The organism is Vagococcus zengguangii, assembly GCF_005145005.1.
Taxonomy (GTDB): Bacteria; Bacillota; Bacilli; order Lactobacillales; family Vagococcaceae; genus Vagococcus_A; species Vagococcus_A zengguangii.
The window spans coordinates 623,880-642,363 of record NZ_CP039712.1; the positions used below are offsets into that span (position 1 = coordinate 623,880).

19 protein-coding genes and 1 pseudogene are annotated in these 18,484 nt (G+C 38.5%); 15 read left to right on the forward strand and 5 right to left on the reverse strand.

Translation table 11 applies throughout. From position 1 onward, the window contains the following. Positions 1-7: 7 nt before the first annotated feature. The 9 genes from fabD to FA707_RS03045 all read left to right on the forward strand — a co-directional run bounded on the left by fabD (position 8) and on the right by FA707_RS03045 (position 7,640). Positions 8-964 carry an ACP S-malonyltransferase gene (fabD, locus tag FA707_RS03005; RefSeq protein WP_136952830.1) on the forward strand — a complete coding sequence of 319 codons (957 nt, stop codon included), beginning with the start codon at positions 8-10 and terminating at the stop codon, positions 962-964. Continuing rightward, complete coding sequence (fabG, locus tag FA707_RS03010; RefSeq protein WP_136952831.1) at positions 957-1,688, forward strand: 3-oxoacyl-[acyl-carrier-protein] reductase; 732 nt, start codon at positions 957-959, stop codon at positions 1,686-1,688. Before fabD ends, fabG begins: the two co-directional genes overlap by 8 nt. Positions 1,689-1,698: 10 nt before the next feature. After that, complete coding sequence (gene fabF, locus FA707_RS03015; protein ID WP_136952832.1) at positions 1,699-2,943, forward strand: beta-ketoacyl-ACP synthase II; 1,245 nt, start codon at positions 1,699-1,701, stop codon at positions 2,941-2,943. A gap of 1 nt (position 2,944) precedes the next feature. Next, positions 2,945-3,430, forward strand: a complete 486-nt coding sequence (accB, locus tag FA707_RS03020; protein WP_136952833.1) for an acetyl-CoA carboxylase biotin carboxyl carrier protein — start codon at positions 2,945-2,947, stop codon at positions 3,428-3,430. Between the two features lie 15 nt (positions 3,431-3,445). Beyond that, the gene (fabZ, locus tag FA707_RS03025) at positions 3,446-3,877 is read left to right on the forward strand and encodes a 3-hydroxyacyl-ACP dehydratase FabZ (RefSeq protein WP_136952834.1); all 432 of its coding nucleotides are present in this window, start codon (positions 3,446-3,448) and stop codon (positions 3,875-3,877) included. 1 nt (position 3,878) lies between these two features. Beyond that, positions 3,879-5,252 carry an acetyl-CoA carboxylase biotin carboxylase subunit gene (gene accC / locus FA707_RS03030; protein WP_136952835.1) on the forward strand — a complete coding sequence of 458 codons (1,374 nt, stop codon included), beginning with the start codon at positions 3,879-3,881 and terminating at the stop codon, positions 5,250-5,252. Between the two features lie 25 nt (positions 5,253-5,277). Continuing rightward, the gene (gene accD, locus FA707_RS03035) at positions 5,278-6,144 is read left to right on the forward strand and encodes an acetyl-CoA carboxylase, carboxyltransferase subunit beta (RefSeq protein ID WP_136952836.1); all 867 of its coding nucleotides are present in this window, start codon (positions 5,278-5,280) and stop codon (positions 6,142-6,144) included. Beyond that, a complete protein-coding gene (locus tag FA707_RS03040) occupies positions 6,141-6,932 on the forward strand; it encodes an acetyl-CoA carboxylase carboxyl transferase subunit alpha (RefSeq protein WP_136952837.1) in 792 nt (263 codons plus the stop codon). Before accD ends, FA707_RS03040 begins: the two co-directional genes overlap by 4 nt. Positions 6,933-7,076: 144 nt before the next feature. After that, positions 7,077-7,640, forward strand: a complete 564-nt coding sequence (locus tag FA707_RS03045; RefSeq protein WP_136952838.1) for a hypothetical protein — start codon at positions 7,077-7,079, stop codon at positions 7,638-7,640. A 30-nt stretch (positions 7,641-7,670) separates the two neighbouring features. Here FA707_RS03045 and FA707_RS03050 read toward each other — a convergent pair whose 3' ends face one another. Further along, positions 7,671-7,862, reverse strand: coding sequence for an SPJ_0845 family protein (locus FA707_RS03050; RefSeq protein WP_136952839.1), 192 nt, complete (start codon positions 7,860-7,862; stop codon positions 7,671-7,673). Between the two features lie 80 nt (positions 7,863-7,942). On the opposite strand from FA707_RS03050, the gene FA707_RS03055 reads away from it, so the two are divergent. Continuing rightward, on the forward strand, positions 7,943-9,370 hold the full coding sequence (locus FA707_RS03055; RefSeq protein ID WP_136952840.1) for a hypothetical protein: 1,428 nt from the start codon (positions 7,943-7,945) through the stop codon (positions 9,368-9,370). A 70-nt stretch (positions 9,371-9,440) separates the two neighbouring features. Here the strand turns inward: FA707_RS03055 and FA707_RS03060 are convergent, their stop codons facing one another. Then, the gene (locus FA707_RS03060; protein ID WP_136952841.1) at positions 9,441-10,547 is read right to left on the reverse strand and encodes an NAD(P)/FAD-dependent oxidoreductase; all 1,107 of its coding nucleotides are present in this window, start codon (positions 10,545-10,547) and stop codon (positions 9,441-9,443) included. A gap of 4 nt (positions 10,548-10,551) precedes the next feature. Then, the gene (locus tag FA707_RS03065; protein ID WP_136952842.1) at positions 10,552-11,439 is read right to left on the reverse strand and encodes a cation diffusion facilitator family transporter; all 888 of its coding nucleotides are present in this window, start codon (positions 11,437-11,439) and stop codon (positions 10,552-10,554) included. A 279-nt stretch (positions 11,440-11,718) separates the two neighbouring features. Between FA707_RS03065 and glnA the strand changes: the two genes are divergently transcribed. Further along, a complete protein-coding gene (gene glnA / locus FA707_RS03070) occupies positions 11,719-13,050 on the forward strand; it encodes a type I glutamate--ammonia ligase (protein ID WP_136952843.1) in 1,332 nt (443 codons plus the stop codon). 198 nt (positions 13,051-13,248) lie between these two features. Then, positions 13,249-15,168: a heavy metal translocating P-type ATPase gene (locus FA707_RS03075; protein WP_246032338.1), complete on the forward strand. Its 1,920-nt coding sequence runs from the start codon at positions 13,249-13,251 to the stop codon at positions 15,166-15,168. Here FA707_RS03075 and FA707_RS10535 read toward each other — a convergent pair. Together FA707_RS10535 and FA707_RS10540 are read right to left on the reverse strand one after the other, a co-directional pair. Continuing rightward, positions 15,165-15,377, reverse strand: coding sequence for a prolyl oligopeptidase family serine peptidase (locus tag FA707_RS10535; protein WP_342776083.1), 213 nt, complete (start codon positions 15,375-15,377; stop codon positions 15,165-15,167). The genes FA707_RS03075 and FA707_RS10535 overlap by 4 nt on opposite strands. A 17-nt stretch (positions 15,378-15,394) precedes the next feature. Further along, entirely contained in the window at positions 15,395-15,583 is a 189-nt protein-coding gene (locus FA707_RS10540) for a hypothetical protein (protein WP_246032339.1), read from the reverse strand. 550 nt (positions 15,584-16,133) lie between these two features. Here FA707_RS10540 and FA707_RS03085 point away from each other — a divergent pair. The 3 genes and pseudogenes from FA707_RS03085 to FA707_RS03095 all read left to right on the forward strand — a co-directional run. Continuing rightward, positions 16,134-17,433 (forward strand): annotated as a pseudogene (locus tag FA707_RS03085) (DEAD/DEAH box helicase); the annotation flags it as partial. A 210-nt stretch (positions 17,434-17,643) separates the two neighbouring features. Further along, positions 17,644-18,186 carry a sigma-70 family RNA polymerase sigma factor gene (locus tag FA707_RS03090; protein WP_136952845.1) on the forward strand — a complete coding sequence of 181 codons (543 nt, stop codon included), beginning with the start codon at positions 17,644-17,646 and terminating at the stop codon, positions 18,184-18,186. Continuing rightward, the gene (locus tag FA707_RS03095; RefSeq protein ID WP_136952846.1) at positions 18,167-18,457 is read left to right on the forward strand and encodes a DUF4179 domain-containing protein; all 291 of its coding nucleotides are present in this window, start codon (positions 18,167-18,169) and stop codon (positions 18,455-18,457) included. Before FA707_RS03090 ends, FA707_RS03095 begins: the two co-directional genes overlap by 20 nt. Positions 18,458-18,484 lie beyond the last annotated feature (27 nt).

Genomic DNA, 18,484 nt, shown 5'->3' on the forward strand with positions numbered 1-18,484 from the left:
AACGTCTATGAAAATTGGATTTATTTATAGTGGCCAAGGAGCTCAATACCATGGCATGGGAAAAGATTTATTTGATGCTTCAGATGTTTTTGCCGATACGATTGCTGAAGCAAGTACTGCGTTAGGATGGGATATGCAAGCGTTATTGTTTAATGAGGATTCTGCATTAAATGAAACAGAATTTACTCAACCGGCTGTTTTGACAATGAGTACGGCGATTGACCGTATGCTACGTCAAGCAGGTATTTTACCTAGTATGGTGGCGGGTTTAAGCTTAGGGGAATATTCCGCTTTAGTTGCAAGTGGCGCACTATCTTTTGAAGAAGCCGTTTGTCTCGTTCAAAAACGTGGTCGTTGGATGACAGAGGCTGTGCCAAGTGGTCAAGGTGCGATGGCAGCGGTGATGAACGTTGACCGTCAAATCATTGAAGTAACGTGTGAAGCAGTTAGTCAAACACATGGTTTGGTAATCGCAGCTAATTATAATATGCCCGCTCAAATTGTGATTTCAGGTGAAACGGCTGCAGTTGAAGAAGCGCAAGCGCGTCTTGAATTAGAACCTAAAAGCAAAGTTGTACGTTTGAAGGTGAGCGGTCCTTTCCACACACCCTTGTTAGCACCAGCTGCTGAAAAGCTAGCTGCCGAATTAGAAACGATTGAAATGTCTGAGATGACTTTACCTGTTGTGTCTAATATCAACGGTCAAGTAATTGGGACAACTGAAGCTATTGTCCCAACGTTAATTGAACAAATTAAATCTCCGGTTTATTGGGAAGAATGTGTGCAAACGATGATTGAGAAGGGTGTCGACACGTTTGTCGAAGTTGGTCCTGGTAAAGCATTACGTGGTTTTGTGAAAAAAATTAATCGCAATGTGACTGTTTTTAATGTTGAAAATTTATCAACGTTTGAAAAACTAATAAGTAAACTAAAAGAATTAGAAGAGGGAAACCCAAATGAATAATAAAACTGTGGTTGTAACGGGAAGCACCCGTGGGATTGGTTATGGTATCGCCTTAGCTTTTGCGCAAAAAGGTGCCAATATCGTTTTGAATGGACGTAAACCGTTAGATGAGTCATTATTAACAGCCTTTAATGAGCTAGGTGTAAAGACTCATTACGTGCAAGGGGACGTTCAAAATATGGCTGATGCGGCCAAATTGATCAGCGAAGCCAAAGAAGTATTTGGTTCTGTTGATGTCTTAGTTAATAACGCTGGCATTACGAATGACAAATTAATTATGCGTATGTCAGAAGAAGATTTTGATGCAGTGATTAATGTCAATTTAAAAGGGACATTCAATACGATTCAACAAGTGTCAAGTGTGATGCTGAAACAAAAATCAGGCACGATTATTAACTTATCAAGTGTGGTAGGTTTAACTGGAAATGCTGGTCAAGCAAACTATGCCGCAAGTAAAGCGGGTGTGGTAGGTTTAACAAAATCAGTCGCTCGTGAATTATCAGCACGTGGTATTACATGTAATGCGATTGCACCTGGTTTTATTGAATCTGATATGACAGATGTGCTAAGCGATAAAGTTAAAGAAGTGGCCAAAACACAAATTCCTTTGAAACGTTTTGGTAAGGTCGAAGAAGTGGCGCAAGCCGCCATCTTCTTAGCAGAAAATCGCTATATTACCGGTCAAGTGTTAAACGTTGACGGTGGTATGGTAATGAATGGATAGGAGGCTCGCTATGAGACGAGTAGTCATTACAGGTCAAGGGGCAGTTACCCCTTTAGGAAATACAGCCCAAGAATTTTGGGAAGGTTTAAAAGCAGGGAAAAACGGAATCGCTCCCATTACACACTTTGATGCAAGCGAAACAGGTGTAACCGTTGCGGCTGAAGTGAAAGATTTTGATCCGACTTTATACATGGAGAAAAAACAAACTAAGCGTATGGATGCTTTTTCAATCTACGGTATTGCTGCAGCTAAACAAGCGTTAGCTGATAGTGGTTTGGTTTTAGGTGAAAATGTCGATCCACATCGTACAGGCGTGATTGTTAGCTCTGGAATTGGTGGTATGACAACAATTCAAGAGCAAGTCATTAAAATGAAAGAACGTGGACCAAAACGTGTAGCACCGTTCTTTGTACCAATGTCAATTGGTAACATGGCGGCGGGAAATATTTCAATTGAGATTGGAGCAAAAGGCGTTTGTTCATGTGTTGTGACAGCTTGTGCTTCAGCAACTAATGCAATCGGAGACGCCTTCCGTTCTATTAAGCATGGTTACCAAGATGTGATTTTTGCAGGAGGAGCAGAAGCAACGATTTGTGAAATCGGTATTTCTGGTTTTGCGGCTCTAACAGCGTTAACAACTGCTGAAGATCCTAATCGTGCGTCTATACCGTTTGATAAAGAACGCGGTGGCTTTGTGATGGGAGAAGGAGCAGGCGTAGTGGTTCTGGAAGAATTAGAACATGCTAAAGCGCGTGGTGCTAATATTTTAGCAGAAGTTGTTGGCTATGGAGCAAATAGTGATGCTTACCATATGACAAGTCCTACACCAGACGGTTCTGGAGCTGGTCGTTGTATGTTATTAGCGATGGAAGAAGCAGGTATTTCACCTGAACAAGTGGATTACATTAACGCGCACGGCACAGGTACACCAACTAATGATGGGGCTGAAACAACAGCGATTAAATATGCCTTAGGTGAAGAAGTGGCTAAAACCGTCGCAATTTCAAGTAGTAAATCAATGACGGGTCACTTATTAGGCGCTGCTGGTGCAATTGAGGCGATGGCTTGTGTTGGTGCCTTACGCGAGAACTTTGTGCCACCAACCATCAATTACCAAGTGGCTGATGAAGCGTGTGATTTAGACTACGTGCCAAATGTTGGTCGCGAGCGTCAAGTTGATTATGCACTAACAAACTCATTAGGGTTTGGTGGCCATAATGCCGTGTTATGTTTGAAAAAATGGGCAGGTGAGTAACATGAATTTTTCTGAATTAAAAGAATTATTAGCACAATTTGATGAGTCATCGGTACGATATATTGATTTATCAAATGGCGATTTTCATTTAGTTTTAAATAAAGATAAAGCAGAATTTGTGGCAGCTGCTCAAAATATAGCGTCACAAGCAATCGCAACCACGCCAATGGAAGAAAAAACTGTGGTTGAAACTGTTAGCACAGCCCCAGTGGTTGAAAGGGTCGTGGAAGAAATTGACGCTGCATCAAATACAGGGCATGAGATTACCTCACCTCTTGTGGGAGTTATCTATTTAAAACCAGCCCCTGATCAACCGGAATTCAAGCAAGTCGGCGATCAAGTCAAAAAAGGTGACGTCTTATGTATCGTTGAAGCAATGAAAGTGATGAACGAAATAGTAAGTGATCGCGATGGTGTCATTGGATCAGTTTTAGTAGCAAATGAATCAGTAGTCGAATATGGCCAAAGCTTGTTCACTATCCAATAGTAGGAGGAAAAATAAATGCAATTAAATGTACAAGAAATTATGGAAATTATCCCAAATCGTTACCCAATCATGATGGTAGACCGCGTGTTAGAGTTAGAACCAGGTAAACACGTTGTAGCTATTAAAAACGTGACTTATAATGAGCACTTTTTCCCAGGACATTTCCCTGGTGAACCTGTGATGCCAGGTGTTTTAATCTTAGAAGCATTAGCACAAACAGGTTCAATTCCATTACTTAAAAGTGAAGAGTTCGAAGGTCAAACTGGTTACTTAGGTGGGATTGATAAAGTAAAATTCCGTCAAAAAGTGGTTCCAGGAGACGTTTTACGTATGGAAATGGAAATTATTAAACGTAAAGGTAACATCGGAGTTGGTAAAGCAACAGCATCTGTTGATGGCAAAGTGGTTTGTTCAGCCTTGATGACATTTATTATTGGAGCAAAATAATATGATTAAAAAAGTTTTGATTGCCAATCGTGGCGAAATCGCAGTTCGAATTATCAGAACGTGTCGTGAACTAGGCATTCAAACGGTTGCTGTTTTCTCTGAAGCTGATCGTTACGCTTTACATACTGAATTAGCAGATGAAGCAGTTTGTATTGGACCGGCTCGTTCAACAGATTCCTACTTAAATATGGAAAATATCTTGAGTGCAGCAATTAACCTAGGGGCGGATGCAATCCACCCTGGGTTTGGTTTTTTAGCAGAAAACAGTCGTTTTGCTGAGATGTGTGAAGCGTGTCAAATCAAGTTTATTGGGCCTAAAGCTCAGACGATTGATGAGATGGGGAACAAAATCAATGCACGTCGCTTGATGATTGAAGCGGGTGTACCCGTTATTCCTGGTAGTGATGGTGTCATTGCGACTGTTGAAGAAGCAGAGGCAATTGCAAGTCAAATTGGTTTTCCAGTGATGCTTAAAGCGGCAGCTGGTGGTGGCGGCAAAGGAATTCGAAAAGTGTTATCAGAGCAAGAATTAGGCGCTCATTTTCAATCAGCTCAGCAAGAGGCTTTAGCGGCATTTGGAAATGGTGACATGTATTTAGAAAAAATCATCTACCCAGCAAAACACATTGAAGTCCAAATTTTAGGCGATCAATTTGGGCATATTATTCATCTAGGGGAGCGTGATTGTTCTCTACAACGTAACAATCAAAAAGTCTTAGAAGAAGCGCCAGCCTTTAGTTTACCTACTGATATTCGTGAACAAATTGGTCAAGCAGCCATTAAAGCAGCCCAAGCAGTTCGCTATGAAAATGCCGGCACAATCGAGTTTTTAGTTGATGAAGACAATCGTTTTTATTTCATGGAAATGAACACACGCATTCAAGTAGAACATCCTGTAACAGAAATGATTACCGGAATTGATATTGTGGCGCAGCAGCTTAAAATTGCAAGTGGGCTTGAGCTATCAATTCAGCAAGAGGACGTGCATTTCCAAGGTCATGCGATTGAATGTCGAATTAATGCTGAAAATCCACGTTTTAACTTTGCGCCTTTCCCAGGACCAATTAAGGAATTAATTTTACCTGGTGGTGGCTTAGGCGTTCGCGTCGATAGCGCTGTGTATCAAGGTTATACGATCCCTTCCTATTATGATTCGATGATTGCTAAAGTGATTACACATGGCAAAACGCGAGAGGAAGCATTGAATAAAATGCATCGTGCACTTGTTGAATTAGTGATTGAAGGGGTGTTAACGAATCAAGAATTTCAGATGGATTTGATTAGTCATCCATCAATTCGTCAAGGTCTCTATACAACCGCTTTTTTACAAGAAACATTCTTACCTGAGTGGTTAAATGTGGCTGAGGAAGAATAAATGAAATGGAAGGAGGCAAGTGTAAATGGCCCTTTTTAAAAAGAAACAATACATTAAACTGAATCCTTCACCTATCGTGCAGGAAGATAATCAGCCGAAACCTTCCGTTCCCAATAATTTATGGGAAAAATGTCCAAGCTGTAAAAAAATTATTTATACAAAAGACTTGGGTCCAACTAAAACGTGTCAAAATTGTGGCTATTGTTTCCGCTTAAGTTGTCGCGACCGTTTGTTTATGACCGTTGATGAAGGCTCATTTGAAGAATGGGATACAGACATTGTGCCTGTGAATCCAATTGGTTTTCCGGATTATCAAGAGAAAGTGAAACAGACGCAAGCGAAAACGGGATTACATGAAGCGGTTATGACAGGTCAAGCATTGATAGAAGACCAGCCCGTTGTAATCGCTGTGATGGATAGTCAGTTCATCATGGGAAGTATGGGACATGTGGTAGGTGAAAAAATTACGCGCGCTTTTGAACGTGCGCGTGATTTAAATTTACCTGTCGTGATTTTTACGGCTTCAGGTGGTGCACGTATGCAAGAAGGGATAATTTCGTTAATGCAGATGGCAAAAATTTCTGCGGCTGTTAAACGTCATTCAGAAAGTGGGTTATTGTATATCACGGTTTTAACGGATCCTACTACGGGTGGTGTCACGGCTAGTTTTGCAATGCAAGGAGACATTATTTTGGCCGAGCCACAAGCGACTATTGGCTTTGCTGGTCGTCGAGTCATTGAACAAACGATTCGTCAAGAATTGCCAGAAGAATTCCAAAAAGCAGAATTCTTATTAGAAAAAGGCTTTGTCGATAAAATCGTGGAACGACATGAATTACGACGAACACTTGCACATTTATTAGCGTTTCATCAAGGAGGACCGTCAGTATGACAAATCGTAAAAAAGCTAATGAACTAGTAGCCTTAGCCCGTCATCCTAAACGATTCACCCCATTAGAATACATTGAAGATATTTTCGATAACTTCATCGAATTTCATGGTGATCGCTATTACGGAGAAGATGCTGCTGTGGTTGGTGGGATTGCTTATTTAAATGAGCAACCTGTGACGGTGATTGGGATACAAAAGGGACGTGACTTAGAGGAGAATCTAAAACGCAATTTTGGCTCTCCCCATCCTGAAGGGTATCGTAAAGCATTACGTCTAATGAAACAGGCGGAGAAGTTCAATCGTCCTGTGATTACCTTTATTAACACACCTGGGGCTTTTTGTGGTATTGAGGCTGAAGAACGTGGTGAAGGTGAAGCCATTGCTCGTAATTTATACGAGATGAGCGATTTGAAAGTGCCCATCATCTCTGTTTTTTGTGGTGAAGGTGGAAGTGGCGGCGCGATTGCTTTAGGCGTTGCGGATCAAGTATTAATGTTAGAATACAGTGTTTACTCCATTCTTTCTCCTGAAGGTTTTGCTTCGATTTTGTGGAAGGATAGTAGTCGAGCGTCTGAGGCCGCTGAGATGATGAAATTAACCTCTTACGATTTGGCTCAATTAAAGGTGATTGATAAAATTATACCTGAACAATTAGAAGGTAAGTCTATTGAGCAAGTGACGATTAATACGTATTTGAAACATGAATTGCTGAAAAGCGTTCAAACGTTACAAAATTTAGCAATCGATGAGATGCTAGAGAAACGTTATCAACGTTTTAGACAATATTAATCATAGTAAAAAAGCACGGCAGATAGAACTAGTCCACTTTAGTGGGACAGTTCTATTGTCGATGCTCTTTTTTTATAAAATGATGAAACACCAGAAGAATAGTGTTATAATTCTACTAAATATTTAGTTATCTAAGGGGGAAACATGAAACAATTCAGTCAGGTTAAGAAACTCACTTTTTCTGCTATTTTAGTCGCAATCGGTATCTTAATTCCCATGGTGATGCCAATCAAGTTGATGATTGAACCGGTGTCGTTTACGTTAGCTAGTCACGTGCCAATCTTTTTAGCGATGTTTATCTCACCGGGAGTGGCAATAGCCGTTGCTTTAGGAACTGGTTTTGGCTTTTTATTATCATTTCCAATAACGATTGCTTTACGTGCATTCTCACATATCGTGTTTGCTTATTTAGGTGCTTTATTCTTACAAAAAAATCCAGCCATTATTCGCAGTAAGCAAAAGAACTTTTGGTTCGCGTTTATTATTGGCGTCATCCATGCAGTGGTTGAAGCCTTGGTCGTCTTTGTTCTTTTTATCAACAAAGGTTTGCCAGGTGCCGAATATACAACGGCATATATCACGAATATGTTATTGATTCTAGTTTTTGGTGGTCTCGTGCATAGTTTAGTAGATTACTATCTAGCGTTTTATATTGCTAAGAGAACCGAACGCTTATTTCCATTACCAGTCTTTACAAATTCAAAATAAAACAAGGTGTGCTTGGGGCACACCTTGTTTTTATTTGTTTTCTGCTTCACGTTTTGCTTTTGCTTGATTTTCTAATTCAATAAATTTTGCTGCTTCGTCTTGAGCTATTTGATTACGACGGTCCATTTCTTCGACATCAAATGATAAATCAGTGTCTAAATCAACGACAAATTCAGCAAATTTTTTATCCAAATCATCTGTTTTATTATACTTAATTGCCATCTTATTTTCCTCCTCAAATAAGTTGTATTAGTTATACTATACAACGGACTAGGGTATAATGGAAGTAGGAGGAGATTTTTATGAGGAAAAGTTTAGAACAAGTCTATTTGATGATTCAGTTCAATAAACTTGAATCAATCGACGTCATAGAGTCTCACATCAAAGATTGGTTTTGGATGGGGAAAATTATTTCGGCAGGTGAGCCGTTAACATATCAAGAACTAGTGGATGACCACACGATTAATTATTCCGAAACCGCATTCTTACATAAGATAGTGTCGTGGTCAGAGGAAGCTGAAACCCATTTGATTGCGAAAAATACCCACTTATCTTGTGAATGTTATGTTGAAAACGGATATTTGGCCCAAACTATCTTGATGCCCTTCGAGCGTTTTCATGATGTGAAGCGTATTGTTGAAGATTATCTCGATCAAAAGATGCAGGAACAAGGTTTATATGCTTATATTCGTGATTACCAAGAGTATTTGAGTCATAATTTGTTTTATTTAGATGAGCGCAAGCAGTATTTAGTACATGATTTACCCAATTTACGACAAATGAAAAACGATCAGAGCGAAATTGTAATCGATTGCAGTCAGTTGTCAGGTTACGATTTAATGTTTGAAAAACTATGTTTAACCTCATGTTGGAAAATGTGGTTTAGTTCAAATTATTATCATTTGATTCCCAAGCAAGCCTTTTTAGATGTGCAACAAGTGGATCGAATTGATGTCCTTGATAATGAGGTGGTTAGAATTATGTTATTTGATTCACCTAACAATTGGCAGCTTCCTGCTAATCTTAGTTTTCAACGCTTGTTTCGTAAACAATTAGGGTTTGATCAAATAGAATGGATTAATGGGGTAGGGGTCTTAGAAGATCCATACGCTGAGTTTATCAAAGCACAGCATATGATTCAAATGATCCAATACCAAAACGAAAACATGCAGCCAGTTGCAAAAACTCAGGCTACACATTTTATTTCACGCCTGTTCAATTATTCCGAACATGTTTATTTAGAAGCAAGACGAAGTGGCCAATTGAATTATCAAGCATATTTTCCTTTTGAAACCATCGATACAAAAGAAAGTTTAGCCTATTGGTTACTTAACACTGAATATTGTTTGGATAATGGCGTAGAAGCTTTAACCTATTACATTGATTATTACTTACGAGCGCTAAGAAAACTAAGTAAACAAGATAATCGGCCGACGTTGTTGAGATTTTATTTACCTGAAAAAGCATTTAACCAGTTATCAGAGGATCAGCTAATCAATGCGTTACTAGATAAGCAGTACTTGGTTTATCCTGCTATCGATAAGAACCATTATTTAGTCGTTAAATATGGTCAAACCATTAGTGTTAGGTTTGATCAAGCGAACTATTTGAGAAGCGATGCTAAAAATTGGCGTCAGCCAGAAGAGAAGTTAGATGATGAAACGAAAGAGCGGTTTGAGGATAAAATTAAAGATTATTTTATGCGTAATCGAATAAAAAAAGAAGACTAGCTACTAAAGTTAAATAATAGAATCCCCGTGTGGTAATTAGCCTAATAACTGATTACCACACGGGGATTGTTTATTTTTTCTTAAGATAAGGTCTAGGACTGTACTGATTCATATCCAGTTCAGTGGGTTGTTGTGTGATGATTTGAGCCAACATTTTGCCAATCATCGGTCCAGTCGTTAAGCCAGACGAACCTAAGCCACTTGCGACTAGCAAGTTTTTTTCTCCAGGGACAAGCCCAAAAAATGGTAGAAAGTCAGACGTATAAGCACGTGTCCCGACACGAACTTCTTCGAGTTGAGCCATGGAGACTTCAGGTAAATAATGGTGCAAGTTTTCAAACATGCTAGTAGTTGCCTCAAGATTGACCGATAAATCAAAGCCTTCGTCATTTTCGTGAGTGGCACCAATTAAGAGTTTATCAGCCCCAATCGGGATAATATCGCCTTCACCTGTCGGAATGACCACTGGCAAATTTGAACGTAGATTACCATGATTAAAGACGAGTAGTTGGCCCTTTTGTGGACGCACGTCGACTTCAAAATTCAGGGGCTCAAGTAGTGAATTTAACCAGGGGCCCGCTGCTAAAATGACATAGTCGAAGCTAGCTTGTTTATTTTGATAGCTGAGTTGCCACTTCTCACCGATAGCTTTAAGGGTTGTGACACGTTCGGGAATAATAGTGCCACCATTTTGTTTAATACTCCTACCTAAAGCTTCAAGCAACGCGCGTCCATCGACACGTGCCCCGCCACTTAGATAGATGGCTTCATCCGTCGTTGTTAATTCGGGATAAAGTTGATTGATTTCCTCAGGTGTTACTTTTTTTACCTCACCAATTTCTGGTGATTCAGCTAGTCGCTTAGTGCCAATATCTAAAGTTTTATCCAACGTTTTAGGATTTTTTTTAAACATTAAACTACCGACTTGACGGTAAGAAACATCCGAAATCGTGTTTAATTCTGCTACTAAACTAGGGTAAAGTTTGGCCCCCATCCGTGCTAGGTGATACCAATTCTGATTACGTCGTTGTGATAACCACGGCGAGATAATACCCGCGCTAGCTCGTGTTGCTTGTCCTACTCCAGCGTCAAACACGGTCACATCAACGCCTGTCTTTGCTAAAAAATGAGCGGTCGTCTTACCGACAATTCCGCCTCCAATAATACCAACTTTCATTTTCTTACGTCTCACTTTCTTTTTCTAATGGTTCGACATGGATATCTGTATCAAATACATTATATTTGTCTGATAACAAATCTTCAATATGTTCAGTGATATCGTGACTTTCTTGAACTGAAATATTAGGATCCATGTAGACAACGACATCTAGAAAAATATTTGCGCCGTATGAACGTCCCTTTATATCTTTAACCCCTTTAACCCCTTCAATTTTTAAAATATCTTGTTTATATTTGCGCAATTCTTCGATTGAAAAACCATCTGATAAGCTGTAACTACTTTCTTTAAAAATATCAAAACCTGTTTTAATAATGACCAAGCCAATAATTAACGCCGTTACTCGGTCAATCCATATTAGATTAAAGGAAGCAGCAAATACCGCCACAGCGGTTCCAATACTAGTAATCGCATCTGATAGATTATCTTTTGCGGCGGCATCTAGCGCATGACTTTGGACTTTTTTTGCAAGGCGATGATTGTATAAGTAAACACCGAACATAAAGATAGCTGAGATGATGCCGACAATCGCGGCAATACTATCAGGAGCTTCAGTGTGCTTAGCGAAGAGATGAGTTAAGGCTTCAACAAATACTTGACCTCCCACCACAATCATGACAAGAGAAGTTAACAAACTCGCTAAACTTTCCATTTTCCAATGACCATAACGATGATCATCGTCAGCTGGTTTTCTAGCCAAGCGTAAGCCGATTAATACGGTAATCGACGCGATAATATCGGTCGCATTGTTTAAACCATCTGCGAAGAGAGCTTTTGAGTGCGTAAGATTTCCAATGACTAATTTACATAAGGCAACAATAATGTAAGCAATAATACTGACAATAGCCCCTCGTTCTGCCATTTTTAATTGATTTTCGCGTTCTTTTATCATCGTTTGAAACCCTACTTTCTGAAAAAAATTCATAAGAGAAATTATAGCAAAATAAAAATGCTATGACCATGTTTCAAGTGAACCGAAATAATTAGAAATATTTAACGAAAAAAATATTTGGATTTGTGATTTTACGTTGACAGTAAAAAAATGAAGTGGTATGATTGTTTCAATCATTGATAAATAAGTCTTTTTGGGTTTTTTGTTAGAATGGTATAGTTCGGTTTTTGGCTATATTTTTCAATGAAAAAAGATACGAGAAGGGAAATACATACAACAATGGATAAAAAAATTGCAGAGATTAAACAATTAGCTAAAGAAGAAGACGTTCATTTTTTACGTCTAATGTTTACAGACATCTTAGGTGTTATTAAAAACGTTGAGGTGCCAATTAGCCAGTTAGACAAAGTTTTAGAGAATAAAATGATGTTTGATGGTTCTTCAATTGAAGGTTTCGTACGTATTGAAGAAAGTGATATGTATTTATACCCTGATTTAGATACATGGTTAGTATTCCCTTGGGAGACAAGTCATGGAAAAGTCGCACGTTTAATCTGTGACGTTTACACACCTGATGGAGAGCCATTTGCGGGCGATCCTCGAGGTAATCTAAAACGTAACCTTAGTAAGATGAAAGAATTAGGTTTCACAGCGTTTAATTTAGGGGCTGAACCAGAATTCTTCCTATTCAAATTGGATGCTGATAACAAACCAACGCTAAACGTTAACGACGATGGTGGTTACTTTGATTTATCCCCAACTGATTTAGGTGAAAATTGCCGTCGTGAAATTGTATTAGAATTAGAAAAATTAGGTTTTGAAATCGAAGCATCACATCATGAATGTGCAACTGGACAACATGAAATTGACTTCAAATATGAAGATGTCTTAAAAGCATGTGATGAGATTCAAACGTTTAAATTAGTAGTAAAAACAATCGCTCGTAAACACGGGTTGCACGCAACCTTTATGCCAAAACCAATTCATGGTATTGCTGGTTCAGGAATGCACTGTAACATGTCATTATTTAAAAACGGCAAAAATGTGTTCTTTGATGAAAGCGATGAGCGTCAATTAAGTCAAACAGCTTATCACTTTTTAGCTGGTTTAATTGAGCATGCTCGTAGCTATACTGCTGTATGTAACCCATTAGTTAACTCATACAAACGTTTAGTTCCTGGTTACGAAGCGCCAGTTTATGTGGCTTGGAGTGGTCGTAACCGTTCACCATTAATTCGTATTCCAGCGTCACGCGGCATGTCAACACGTTTAGAATTACGTTCAGTTGATCCATCAGCGAACCCATACTTAGCAATGGCAGCTTTATTAGAAGCTGGATTAGACGGTATTCGTCGTGAATTAACGCCACCTGCTGAAGTAAATCAAAATATTTATGAGATGACACAAGAAGAACGTGTCGCTGCAGGTATTAAAGATTTACCTTCAACATTACATAATGCGGTAAAAGACTTCAAAAAAGATGACACAATGAAAGAGGCTTTAGGAGAGCATATCTTTGAAAGCTTCATTGCCTCAAAAGAACAAGAATGGGCAGATTACCGTGAACGCGTCACACAATGGGAAATCGATACTTACTTAACATTATACTAAACTATAGTTTTAGACCTTGAATTTTCAAGGTCTTTTTTTGTGTAATAAAAAACTGATTGATAATGATAATCGTAGTCGTTTCTGTTAACGCTAAAGCCTAGCATTTGTATAGTTATGGGGGTATAATAAATGTATGAATAAGTGTTCATGTATTGAGAATCATTCTTAATTAGCATGAATGTAAAGGAGGAGATTATTATGGAGCATAGCCACACTTCATCATGTCAACATGATCATAATCATGGGAAATTACCAGTCATTTTATTTTTTGTTGGTTTAGCTGTATTTGTGATGGCATTATTTTTTGAAAGTAGAAGTTTAACGCAAAATATTTTAATGACCTTCTCAATGATTCTAGCTGGGTATCACGTCATTGAAGAAGGGGTTGTTGATACGATTGAACACACCAAAGAAAAAGGAAAGTTTACGCCGAATGTCCATATCTTAATGACATTAGCGGCCGTTGGTGCGATGTTCATAGGAGATTTCTCTGAAGGTTCATTATTAATTTTGATTTTTGCAGGTTCACATTTTTTAGAAGACTACGCAGAAGGTAAAAGTAAAAAAGAAATTACTAATTTGATGAAATTAAATCCGACCGAGGCGCGCTTACTAGATAAAATGGGTAATAGTCAAGTTGTACCGATTTCTCAAGTTAAGGTGGGTGATAAATTACAAGTATTAAATGGTGATCAAATCGCAACGGATGGCATAATCGTTTCAGGGGTTAGCTCAATTGATGAAGCCGCCATTACGGGTGAAAGTGTGCCAAAAGAAAAAACAGTCGGTGATGAAGTGTTTGGAAGCACGATTAACGGTACGGGTTCTTTTATTATGGAAGTGAGCAAAGCAAGCGAAGATACTTTATTCTCTCAAATTGTTAGAATGGTCAATCAAGCACAAGACAATCAATCACGAACTGCCACTAAAATTCAAAAATTAGAACCTGGTTATGTAAAATTAGTCTTAGTCTTAGTGCCGTTGTTTATTTTATTAGGTGGCACAGTGATAGGTTGGTCTTGGTACGAAAGCTTCTACCGTGGCATGGTCTTCCTAACTGTCGCTTCACCTTGTGCTTTAGCAGCGAGTGCAGTCCCAGCTAGCTTATCCGCGATTTCTAACTTAGCTAAACGTGGTGTGTTATTTAAAGGTGGCGCGTATTTATCGAAATTAGCCGAAGTAAAAGCCATTGCTTTTGACAAAACGGGTACCTTGACAGCCGGCAAACCAGTTGTGACCGATACACATTTTGTTGAGGGCATTGATGAACTGAAACTAATTAACGTTATCGTCTCAATGGAAAAACAAGCGAATCATCCATTAGCTGACGCGATTGTTTCTCATTATCCTGACGCTCAATTGTTAGAAATTGAAATTGATAATCAAATTGGGAAAGGCTTGGTTGGTCATGTAGAAGATGCGCATTACCAAATTGGCAAGCCTGCTATTTTTAGCGACGTATCTGAAGAGATTTGTACCTATCAAGAAAAATTTGCTAAAGAAGGCAAAACGGTGGTACTAGTTGCAATAGATGAACAAGTAGTCGGCATTATTGCGATGTTAGATGTGCCAAATGAAGCAGCTCATCCAGTAATGAAGTCGTTAAAGGAACAAGGCGTTCATACTGTCATGATTACGGGGGACTCCGAAGTAACCGGTCAAGCGGTTGGTGAATTGGTCGGGGTTGATCAAGTATTTGGAAATGTTTTACCAGAAAACAAATCTAAAATTGTTGAGGAATTACAAGCTAAATATGGTGTGGTGGCGATGCTTGGGGATGGGGTTAATGACGCCCCGGCTTTAGTTGAAGCGGATGTTGGGATAGCAATGGGTGAAGGAACGGATATTGCCATGGATGTGGCGGATGCGGTCTTAATGAAAAATGACTTAAATAAATTTGACTACGCCTTCCAAGTTGCTAAAAAACTAGATAAAATTACGATGCAAAATATTATTTTTGCAATGTCAGTGGTTGTCTTGCTAGTTATCTTGAACTTTATCGGCAAAATGAGCTTACCGTTTGGGGTAGTATTCCATGAAGGAAGTACCATCTTAGTTATCTTAAACGGTTTACGCATGTTATTGCCAGTCAAAACAAACAAAGAACGCTCTCGTTAGAGCGTTCTTTTTGTTTGTTCGTCAATAAACGTTGCAATTGTCGCCATTAAATCAGGCGTTACTAAGTGGCCTTCGTTGTGGCCTGTTAAGAACGTAACATTGCGAGCGTACGATGCCTCTTTAACTTGTTCGTAAAAATCTAAAGGTTCGCTGTACGGGATTTTAACGTCCTCTGTCCCATGCCAAATGAAAAGCGGTCGCCCGTTAATTGTTTCAGGTGCTAAACCTAATCATAGTCAGGTAACCAATTTAATAGGCGAATCAAGTCAGGTGCCACCTTAATCCCACGCTCGTTTTTCATGCGCGCTTGCATGTGATTAAAGTAACTATTAGGCGTCGGTGTTCCCATAATAATCGTACCTAGAGCAATCTCAGGATGTTGGCGCATTAAGGCAGCGGTCGTAATGCCACCCATTGAATACCCCCCGACAATAACGGGAAAGTCCCCAAGCCAATCATTGTTTTGAAATAGTCAACAATCACATTAAATTCCATAATATTATATTGAATACTCGTCCAAAAGGTAAAAGAAGGAATCGAGGAACGTTCCCATTTTTTACGATCTCCATGAAACATTGCATCGGGTAAAAATGACTCGGTAACCTTTTTGAGCGATTTTGCGAGCTTGCGTCAAAAGCAGTTCTTTACTCGTTTGCCAACCGTGATAAAAAATGACGAGTGGTAGCTGTTTAGAAGAAGTTCGCTAGGCACGACTTCAAGGCAGGTATTTCTTTAATCATTCGTTTTCGAATTGTTAATTTCATCGTCAAAAGCTCTTTTCCTATTATTTGCTTTTCATTATACGAACCAAGTGTCTGATTTTGCAAAGAAGTCACTCGAATGTTTTCGTTATAGTCAAATTTATGCTATAATGCTACGGGAACAATGAAAGGAAATAGAGTGAAAAGTATGGGAACATTTAATCAAATGAATTTAGCAGACTTTTTAATAAAAAGGCATAGAAGGCAAAAGGTTTTAAAGAACCAACGGAAGTACAAGCTCGTTTAATCCCGTCATTCTTAAGGGACGTAGTGTTGTCGGTCAATCACAAACTGGTTCAGGAAAAACTCATACCTTCTTATACCTTTAATGAGTGAAGTTAGAAGTAGCTAAAGATGAGGTACAATTAGTTATTACAGCCCAAGTCGTGAGCTAGCGAACCAAATTTATCAAGCAGCTGTTTAGATGGCAGAATATAGCGAAGAGGAAATTCGTGTCTCAATTTTCGTTGGGGGAACTGATAAACAACGTCAGTTGACAAATTAGGCAACAAACAACCACATATCGTGATTGGAACGCCCGGTCGTATTTTAGATATGATCAACGAACAAAGCGTTAAAATTCATACAGCATCGGCGTTTTGTTGTCGATGAAGCTGATATGACATTAGATAGGGATTCTTAAATGAGTCGATCAAATCGCTGGACGTTACCAGATAGTTTACAAATGTTAGTTTTCTCAGCAACGATTCCAGAAAACTTAAAACCATTTTTGAAAAAAATATATGGAAAAACCCATTAATCGAAGTGGTAGAATCTAAAACGGTTATTTCAGATACGATTGATAACTGGTAATTTCTACAAAAGGGAAAGACTCAAATAAAATTAATTTATGATTTATTACATTGTTGGTCAACCTTACTTAGCGATTGTGTTTGCAAATACGAAATCACGTGTCGATGACATTACGGACTACTTAAAACAAAATGGCTTAAAGTGGCAAAAATTCATGGAGATTTACCTCCACGTGAACGTAAACGTGTGATGAACAAGTTCAAAACTTAGAATTCCAATACGTTGTTGCAACTGATTTAGCAGCACGTGGTATCGATATTGAAGGTGTGTCACACGTTGTCAATGCCGAAGTACCAAAAGAATTAGAATTCTTCATTCACCGTGTCGGACGTACTGGCCGTAACTGGTTTAGAAGGAACGGCAATTACACTTTACGAACCAGGTGATGAGCAAGCCATTATTCACTTGGAAAAAATGGGTATTTCATTTAAACCAAAAGAATTCCGTAAAGGTGAGTTAGTCGACACATATGACCGTAACCGTCGTGAAAAACGTGAAAAAACAAACGGCTGTGAGATTGATCCAAAAATTAAAGGCATGGTTAAAAAGAAAAGAAAAAAGTAAAACCAGGGCTACAAGAAAAAAATTAAATGGGCAATTACAGAAGAAGGAACGTAAGAAACGTAAAATTACTAATCGTACGAAAGCACGTGCGGATCGTAAAACACGTAAAGAACAATTTAAGAAATAATAACAGAAGACAATCTCAGCTGGGATTGTCTTTTTTTAAACTATAAAGGGATTATAAAATTTTGTGTCGTATGATGCTTGTTCTATCAAGTGTTGTACGACTTTTTTATGGTTTTTTCTAAAAAGCAACTATTTTTGAACCTTTTTTAGCTCTATACTAGTCTAATAGGTGTATACGAAATAAAGCGCTAGAAAGTTGAGAAAAAAATTTATGGAAAAGTTAGTCAAAAAAGCGATGCGAGGTCATGCTAAAGCGTTCGAAGAATTATTAATCGCTCATCAAGAGCAACTGTATCGAACCGCTTATTTATATGCCGGCAATCAACAAGATAGTTTAGATATTGTGCAAGATACGGCATATAAGGCTTTCAACTCAATTAAAAATTTAAAAGAACCAGCTTATTTCAAAACATGGTTAATTAGAATTTTGATTAACACTGCTTTGGAACAACAACGAAAAAAAGCTAAAATAGTCTATCTTGATGATGAAATAGCACCTAGTATTTTTGAACAGAGTGTCGCAAGTGATAACCAATTAGATACGAAATTAACACTTATCGAAAGCCTTAACCACTTGAAATCAGATTATAAAGAGGTCCTGATTTTGCACTATTATCATGATTTAAGTATCAAAGAAATTAGTCAAGTCCTCGCCAAACCGGAAGGAACAATTAAGACCAATTTATTTCGTGGTCGTCAACAGCTAAAAGAACAATTAGAAGGAGAAGGTGGATATGAAAGAAAAATTGATTAAATCAACTATTGAAACAATAACGGTACCCGAAGAAGCGGTGACTCAAGCTATTCAATTAGGTATCTCAAAAGGAACCTCAAAGCAATTTCGAATCAAAAAAAGGATTAAATGGGTATCATTTGTGGCTGTAGCGATAGCTTTTATTGGTATTAGTGGGTTCATCGTACCGTCTGTTGCTCAAGTATTAGCGGATATTCCTGGTGTGGGAAAACTCTATCAGAAATTTGGCGATCCATTTGGGGCTGAATTAACTAAAGACGCGCCACATTAGGCACAGTTGAAAATGAACATTTTATCT